Here is a 7,733-nt window from a genome sequence, read left to right as displayed (position 1 = left end):
GTGGTGCATGGCCAGGATCGTCCCGAGCGGCGCGGGTTCGGCGAGCACGTCGGCCAGCCACGAGAGCTGGCCCTCATCGAGGTCGCCGTGATGCCAGCCCGGCACACTCGTGTCCAGCGCGATGACCCTCAGGCCGTCGAGGTCCCAGATTCCCGTGACAGGGTCTTCCGTCGGCTCCAGACCGAGCAGCTCGGCGCGCAGTGCAGGGCGTTCGTCATGATTGCCGGCGACCCAGACGACCGGCGTGTCCAGTTGATCGGCCACCGGCTCGACGGCTGCCCGCAGTCGCCGGTACGCCTCGGGCTCCCCCAGGTCGGCGAGGTCGCCCGTCACGACGATCGCAGCCGGGTGCGGATGCACTGCCCGGATCGCCTCCAGCGTGCGGGCGAAGTTCGACTCGACGTCGTAGCGTCCGCCCAGCCGGATCCCCCCGGCGAGGAAATGCGGGTCGCTGACGTGGACGAGCACATGAGATGCGGGCTCGTGCCTGCCGAACACGTAGGGGCTGCCTGTTCCTGCGGACATGAGCCCCAGCCTATGGCCGAGCGTTCACCGAGGAGCGGGATCCGTGCGGTTCGCCGTCGATCAGTGTCCGAGGACCAGGAGCAGGATCCCGCTGACGACGGCGACACCGCACAGCGCGAAACAGGCATAGGCGCCGACCAGTGCGAGGGACTTCTGCCCCTCGGTCAGCGGGCTCTTGCGGGCGGCCTTGGCAGCCTGCTTCTCGGCGCGCCTCAGCTCCTTCTCCGTGATCACCGTGATCGCGTCGGTGAACTCGGCGGGGCTCACGACAGGTGCACGACCGCTGCGGACGAGGAGGCGGAGCCCCAGTGCGTAGAACGTCACGATGGCGGCGGCGCCGATGAGGGCGGCCGCGAACACCTGGAGGAACGCGAACCAGTCGATCGAGACGCTCATTCGGACTCTCCGTTCCGGCCGGCGTCGGGCTTCTGCGTCGTCGACGCGGTCTTCGATGCCTTGGTGGTCGCTTTGGCGTCGGCCTTCTTCTTCGCCTTCGCCGCCGCGTCCTTCTTCGCCTGGGCCTTGGCCTCGGCCTTCGCCTTGTCACGCGCCTCGGCCCGGGCCCGAGCCTCGGCCTTGGCCTGCTCGATGCGCTGCTGACGCCTCGTCGGCGGAGGTGTGTCCGGCAGCTCGATCGCACGGCCCGACTCGGCGACGTCGCTCATGGCGTTCGCCGGCGTCACGGCGTTGCGGCGTGACCGCATGAAGAGTCCGAGGATGATGGCGAGCGCGATGACGGCATCGATCACGACACCCCAGTTGCCGAGCCAGACGACGAGCAGCGCTGCAAGAGCCCCGACGCCTCCTGCCGCGGGGAGCGTCAGCAGCCAGCCGACACCGATACGGCCGGCGGTCCGCCAGCGAACGGTGGAGCCACGACGTCCGAGACCGGAGCCGATGACCGAGCCGGAGGCCACCTGCGTCGTGGAGAGGGCGAAGCCGAGGGCGCTGGAGGCGAGGATGGTGGCTGCGGTCGAGCTCTCCGCAGCGAAACCCTGCGCCGGCTTGACGTCGGTGAGCCCTTTGCCGAGGGTGCGGATGATGCGCCAGCCGCCGAGGTAGGTGCCGAGAGCGATCGTGAACGCACAGGCGATGATGACCCACAGCTCGGGCTCGTGGTGCGCTCCCGACTGCCATCCGATGGTGATCATCGCCAGCGTGATCACACCCATCGTCTTCTGCGCGTCGTTCGTCCCGTGCGCGAGCGCGACGAGGGACGAAGTGAAGATCTGCCCCCACCGGAAGCCATCGCGCCCATCGGGCTTCCCGTCGTAGCGACGGGTGATCGAGTAGGCGATCTTGGTGGCCGCGAATGCGATGAGGCCGGCGGTGACAGGGGCGATCAGAGCCGGGAGCACGATCTTCGAGAGCACCATGCCGAAGTCGATCCCGCTGATGCCCGCGCCGACCATGGTCGCGCCGATCAGTCCGCCGAAGAGGGCGTGGGACGAGCTCGACGGCAGACCGAGCAGCCAGGTCAGCATGTTCCAGGTGATGGCGCCGATCAGTCCGGCGAAGATCAGCGACAGGAACAGGTCGGTCCCCGCGTCTATGATCGCGTCTTCGCGGATGATGCCACCGGAGATCGTCTTGGAGACCTCCGTCGACAGGAAGGCGCCGACGAGGTTGAGGACCGCGGCGAGGAGGACGGCGGTCTTGGGCTTCAGCGCACCTGTGGCGATCGGCGTCGCCATGGCGTTCGCCGTGTCGTGAAAGCCGTTGGTGAAGTCGAAGAAGAGTGCCAGCGCGATGACAAGCACGACGATGAGGGCTGCGGTTTCCACCGTTCGCTTTCGGTCGTTGAGGAAGAAGGAGATGTCGACGTGATCGACGTGACGAACGAAGAGTTCACCGTGGGTTTGACTTCCGTTAACCGGCCCCGGTAGATCCTCCCACCCTCCCCCGTGCCGGTCAACTCGACCTGGGATAGCGTGAGACGGTGACTGATGCCCCCGCCACCGACCGCCGTTCGACGCTCCGCACCCACCACGGCGATACCTTCGATGATCCATACGAATGGCTCCGCGCCAAGGATTCCGCGGAGGTCATCGCCCATCTGGAAGCGGAGAACGCCCACACCGATTCCGAGACCGCACATCTCTCCGCGCTCCGCGAGACGCTGTTCCAGGAGATCAAGGGACGGGTGCAGGAGACGGACCTTTCCGTCCCCACCCGCCGTGGTGACTGGTGGTACTACAGCCGCACCGAAGAGGGCGCGCAGTACGGCATCCACTGCCGCGCGGCCGCCGAGCCCGGCGACTGGACTCACCCGCGCCTCGAACCGGGAGTCCCCGTCCCCGGCGAGGTCGTGCTCCTCGACGGCAACCACGAGGCCGAGGGCCACGAGTTCTTCTCGCTCGGCGCCTTCGACACCTCCGACGATGCGACGAAGCTGCTCTGGTCCACGGACTTCGAGGGCGACGAGCTCTACACGGTGCACGTGCGCGACCTCGCCACCGGCACCACCCTCGACGACGAGATCCCGAACACGGGCGGCGCCTTCTTCACCCCGGACGGCACCGGTGTGCTCTACACGACCCGTGACGAGGCCTGGCGCCCCGATACCCTGTGGCTGCACCGACTCGGCACCCCGGTGTCCGAGGATGTGAAGCTCTTCCACGAACCCGACGAGAAGTTCTGGCTCGGCGCCGGGATCACCCGCAGCCGCCGGTACCTGGTGATCGCCGTGGGATCGAGCATCACGAGCGAGGAGTATCTGGTCGATCTGAACGGCGACCTCACCGCTGAACCGCGTCTCGTCTGGCCCCGACGAGAAGGGGTCGAGTACTCGATCGAGCACGCGGTCGTGGACGGCGATGACCGGTTGCTCGTGCTCCACAACGACGGGGCGCTCGACTTCGAGCTCGTCTCGGTCTCCGCCTCCGATCCGCAGGGCCGACGACGGGTTGTGCTCCCCCACGAGCAGGGACGGCGACTGCTCGGGGTCGAGGCCTTCCGCGACTTCGCCACCGTGGAGTACCGCAGCGAAGGTCTGGAGCGTGTGGGCCTGCTCGACTACGTCACGGATGCGGTCGAGGAACTCGCCTTCGACGAGCCGCTCTACTCGGCGGGCGTGAGCGGAAACCCGGAATGGCACTCGCCGTTCCTCCGCCTCGGGTACACGTCGTTCGTGACGCCCGGAACCGTGTACGACCTCGAACTCGCCACCCGTGAGCTGGTGCTGCGCAAGCAGGTACCCGTGCTGGGTGGCTACGACCCGACGGACTACGGCCAGCGACGCGAATGGGCCACCGCGGCCGACGGCGTGCGCGTGCCGATCTCACTCGTCTGGAAGCGCTCGTTCGGGGAGCCGGGAGCGGAACCGCGCCCTGTGCACCTCTACGGCTACGGATCCTACGAGCACTCGATCGATCCCGGATTCTCGGTCGCGCGTCTCTCCGAGCTGGACCGCGGTGTGATCTTCGCGGTCGCCCATGTGCGCGGAGGCGGCGAGATGGGCAGGCAGTGGTACGAGGACGGGAAGCTCCTCCACAAGCGCAACACCTTCACCGACTTCGTCTCCTGCGGCGAGCATCTGGTCGAGACGGGTGTGACCACTCCGAGCCGGATGGTGGCAGAGGGTGGCAGCGCCGGCGGTCTGCTCATGGGCGCCGTGACGAATCTCGCGCCCGAGCTGTTCGCCGGGATCCTCGCCGGCGTGCCTTTCGTGGACGCCCTGACGACGATCCTCGATCCGTCGCTGCCACTGACCGTGATCGAGTGGGACGAGTGGGGCGACCCGCTTCACGACAAGGATGTCTATGCCTACATGAAGTCGTACAGCCCGTACGAGAACGTCCGCGACGGCGTCCGGTATCCGCGGATCCTCGCGGTCACCTCGCTGAACGACACCCGGGTGCTCTACGTGGAGCCGGCGAAGTGGGTTGCCCGTCTGCGCGAGGCCGGGGCCACCGACGTGCTGCTCAAGTGCGAGATGGTCGCGGGGCACGGCGGCGTGAGCGGACGCTACAACTCCTGGAAGGAGCGGGCGTTCGAGCTCGCCTGGCTCCTCGACACTCTCGGCCTCGCCGAGGTGTGACACCGGACTGTCCTCGCGTTCGCGCCTGAACGAACGCGAGGACAGGCCTGCGTGAGTGCGAGCCGGCCTGCGAGCGCGAGGACAGGCGATCACGCAGGAACAGGCAGGTTTCGACTCAAGCGGCCTGTTCCGGCGCGGTGGCCCGTCGCCGCGTCGTCCCGAGAATGCGGGTCGAGGATGATTCCGCGAGGTGGCCCGAACCGGCGCGCGCTGCAGACGGGACCCGGGCTCAACCGAAGAGTGCAGCCGCCTCGTCGTAGCGGTAGCGGGGAACCGTGTTCAGCTCACCGAGCGCGTCGGCGAACGGCACACGCACGATGTCGGTGCCCTGCATCGCGACCATCTGACCCCATGCACCGTCGACGATCGCGTCAGCCGCGTGCAGTCCGAGCCGCGTCGCGAGCACGCGGTCGAAAGCAGAGGGCGATCCACCACGCTGGATGTGTCCGAGGATCGTCGCCCGCGTCTCGATCCCGGTGATGCGCTCGATCTCAGGGGCGAGCTGGTCTCCGATACCGCCGAGGCGCGGGCGATTGAACGCGTCGAGCCCCTTGTCGCTGTATGCCTCGTCCATGCCGAGCAGCTTGAAGCCCTCCGAGACGACGACCAGTGGTGCACGTCCGCGATCATGTGCACTGGTCACGAGCTCCGTGATGTCATCGATGGACATCGGCACCTCGGGGATGCAGATCACGTGAGCGCCTGCGGCCATGCCGGCATGCAGCGCGATCCAGCCGACGTGCCGGCCCATGACCTCTGCGACCATGCAGCGCTGGTGCGAGTCGCCGGTCGTGCGCAAGCGGTCCATGGCGTCCGTGGCGATGTTGACCGCGGTGTCGAAGCCGAACGAGTAGTCCGTCGCCTGCAGGTCGTTGTCGATCGTCTTGGGGACGCCGATGACCTTGATCCCGTCCTTCGCGAGACGGTCGGCCGCGGCGAGTGTGCCCTCGCCGCCGATCGCGATGATGCCGTCGATCTTGTGCCCGTAGAGAGTCTTGGCGATGTTCTCGGCTCCCCCGCGCTCGCCCTCGTAGGGGTTGGTGCGGCTGGTGCCCAGGATGGTGCCGCCGACCTTCGACAAGCCCTTCACCTCGTGTCGGGTCAACGGCATGAAGTCACCGTCGACCAGGCCACGCCATCCATCTCTGATGCCGACGAACTCCAGGTCGTACGTGGTGGTGCCCTTGAGCACGATGCCGCGGATGACCGCGTTGAGGCCGGGGCAGTCGCCGCCGCTCGTCAGGATGCCGATCTTCATGCTGGTGCCTTCAGACGTTCGGGAGATGGGGGGAAAAGGCGACGCTGCCTTCGATCGACCCTAGCGCCCCGGCACGTCCGGGCGCCATTCGGGAGCGACGAAAAACGTCGATCTTGACGGCCGGATTCTCCGAAATCGATGAACTTCCCGATCGCCGGCGATCTGACCCTCCGCAGCGCGTTAAGAACAGTGGTTCTTGACGCTCAGATCTCGCCGAGCGCCTGACGCAGCAGATGCATGAGTGCCGCCAGCTGCACCGGTTCGGCCGCCGACTCGTCGACCGCTTCCCCATCGAGCGCGCGAGCCGCGAGCCCCTGCTTCTGGTCGATCAACTCCGCGATCTTGGTGTCGATCGTGTGCGCGGCGATGATCCGCCATGCAGTGACCGGCTCATCTTGGCCGATCCGATGCACGCGGTCGATCGCCTGCGTCTGCTCGGCAGCCGTCCAGGACAGCTCGGCGAGGACCACGTTCGACGCGGCCTGCAGGTTGAGACCGACGCCCGCCGCGGTGAGCGAGCAGACGGCGATGCCGACCTCGGGGTCGCCGTTGAAGTCGTCGATCGCCTGCTGCCGGACCGCGGTGGTCTGGTCTCCACGGATCGACACCGAGCGGATGCCCGCGGCGGCGAAGTGCGCCTCCGCCTGGTCCATGACGTCGATGTGCTTCGCGAAGAAGACGACCTTGCCCACCGAGCGCTGGAGCTGTGCGGCGTAGTCCGCTGCGAGCGGAGCCTTCGCCTGACCGATACGGCGCACCATGGTGAAGACGTTGTCTCCGCCTGTGCCAGCGGCCTTCGACTCCTCGAGCTCGTTCTGAGCGACCAGCCGGACGATGTCGTCGTCGATCTCGCCGGGGGCGAGGCCGCGATCTCCCCGCGCCTCGATGATGCGACGGTAGCGAGCGGCGAGCCGCTCCCCCAGCTCGCGTTCGGCCTGGCGGATGCTGCGTCCGAACTCGTCGTCGAGCTGGACCGGCAGATCGGCGATGAGCTTGTCCGGAAGGTCCGCCGCCACGTCCTTCTTCTTGCGACGGACGATGCCCATCGAGATGACGGCGTCGCGCGCTTCCGGGTAGAAGGCCTTGTCTGCCGGCGTGAAGCCCGTCGCGTCGAGCTTCTCCATGAGCTCAGGGCCCGGCTTCTCACCGGTCGTCCACCCAAGGAAACGCCAGATCGCATCGAAGTCCTCGACATCGTTGATCAACGGCGTGCCGGTGAGGGCGAGCATCAGAGGGTTGTGACCCGGAGTGCGCTCGCGCACCTGAGCGGCCAGCGACAGCACGTTCTGCGACCGCTGCGACGAGAGGTTCTTGATGAAGTGGGCCTCGTCGACGACCATGCCTCGCAGGCCGATCGACGCGAGCCACGACATGTGCCGGTCCAGGATCTCGTAGTTGACGATGAAGACGTCGGCGAAGGCGTCGATGTCGTCGCCGTCTCCCTGGATGACCGTCGCACGACGCTGCGGCGTCCACCGCTCGACCTCGCGTGCCCAGTTCATCTTCACGACGTTGGGCACCACGACCAGGAGCGGGTATGCACCGGCGACGGAGGCTGCGAGCACGGACTGCGCGGTCTTGCCGAGACCCGGCTCGTCCGCCAGCAGGAAGCTGCGGTGCCCGGCCTTCACGGCTTCGAGGAACCGCGACTGGTGCACCATGACCTCGAGGCCCTTGGGCGAGATGTGGTCGAACTCGGGTGCAGGCGGCAGCTCCATCGACGCCGCAGCGCCGCCGGCCCCTGTCTCGAACGCCTTGTAGAGCGGACCCATGAGCTCCCAGCCGTCCAGACGACGGCGCGGGGTGGCGGCCGGACGCGGCGTGAGGTCGGGAGCCAGGAACGGGTTGGCCAGTTGCCGCGCCTCGACCGAGGGCGGGGTCACCTGTCGCTCGGCGATCGCGGCGGGAACC

The 7,733-nt window shown here is 67.6% G+C and carries 6 protein-coding genes; 1 reads left to right on the top strand and 5 read right to left on the bottom strand.

From position 1 onward, the window contains the following. The 3 genes from AX744_RS07065 to AX744_RS07055 form a co-directional block, all read right to left on the bottom strand. Positions 1–525, bottom strand: a 525-nt coding sequence (locus AX744_RS07065) for a metallophosphoesterase (RefSeq protein WP_197429171.1), incomplete at its 3' end; no start/stop codon positions are given. Positions 526–585: 60 nt separating this feature from the next. Next, complete coding sequence (locus AX744_RS07060; protein WP_061015993.1) at positions 586–921, bottom strand: hypothetical protein; 336 nt, start codon at positions 919–921, stop codon at positions 586–588. Further along, on the bottom strand, positions 918–2,309 hold the full coding sequence (locus AX744_RS07055; RefSeq protein WP_046748281.1) for an inorganic phosphate transporter: 1,392 nt from the start codon (positions 2,307–2,309) through the stop codon (positions 918–920). The genes AX744_RS07060 and AX744_RS07055 overlap by 4 nt, the downstream gene beginning before the upstream one ends. A gap of 155 nt (positions 2,310–2,464) precedes the next feature. Between AX744_RS07055 and AX744_RS07050 the strand changes: the two genes are divergently transcribed. Next, on the top strand, positions 2,465–4,564 hold the full coding sequence (locus tag AX744_RS07050; protein WP_061015991.1) for a S9 family peptidase: 2,100 nt from the start codon (positions 2,465–2,467) through the stop codon (positions 4,562–4,564). Between the two features lie 229 nt (positions 4,565–4,793). On the opposite strand, the gene AX744_RS07045 is transcribed toward AX744_RS07050, so the two are convergent. Both AX744_RS07045 and AX744_RS07040 read right to left on the bottom strand, forming a co-directional pair. Continuing rightward, positions 4,794–5,822 carry a 6-phosphofructokinase gene (locus AX744_RS07045; RefSeq protein ID WP_046748279.1) on the bottom strand — a complete coding sequence of 343 codons (1,029 nt, stop codon included), beginning with the start codon at positions 5,820–5,822 and terminating at the stop codon, positions 4,794–4,796. A gap of 203 nt (positions 5,823–6,025) precedes the next feature. Next, positions 6,026–7,733 (bottom strand): DEAD/DEAH box helicase (locus AX744_RS07040; RefSeq protein WP_061015989.1); only part of this gene is annotated, 1,708 nt, incomplete at its 5' end.

Source organism: Microbacterium sp. CCH5-D1, assembly GCF_001557335.1.
In the GTDB taxonomy this organism is placed as follows: Bacteria; Actinomycetota; Actinomycetes; order Actinomycetales; family Microbacteriaceae; genus Microbacterium; species Microbacterium oxydans.
This window is presented reverse-complemented; position numbering and strand designations above follow the sequence as displayed.

What these genes read in the sequence shown, in the direction of transcription:
- AX744_RS07060 (WP_061015993.1), bottom strand. Translation starts at nt 921, where the DNA reads ATGAGCGTCTCGATCGACTGGTTCGCGTTCCTCCAGGTGTTCGCGGCC.
- AX744_RS07045 (WP_046748279.1), bottom strand. Translation starts at nt 5,822, where the DNA reads ATGAAGATCGGCATCCTGACGAGCGGCGGCGACTGCCCCGGCCTCAAC.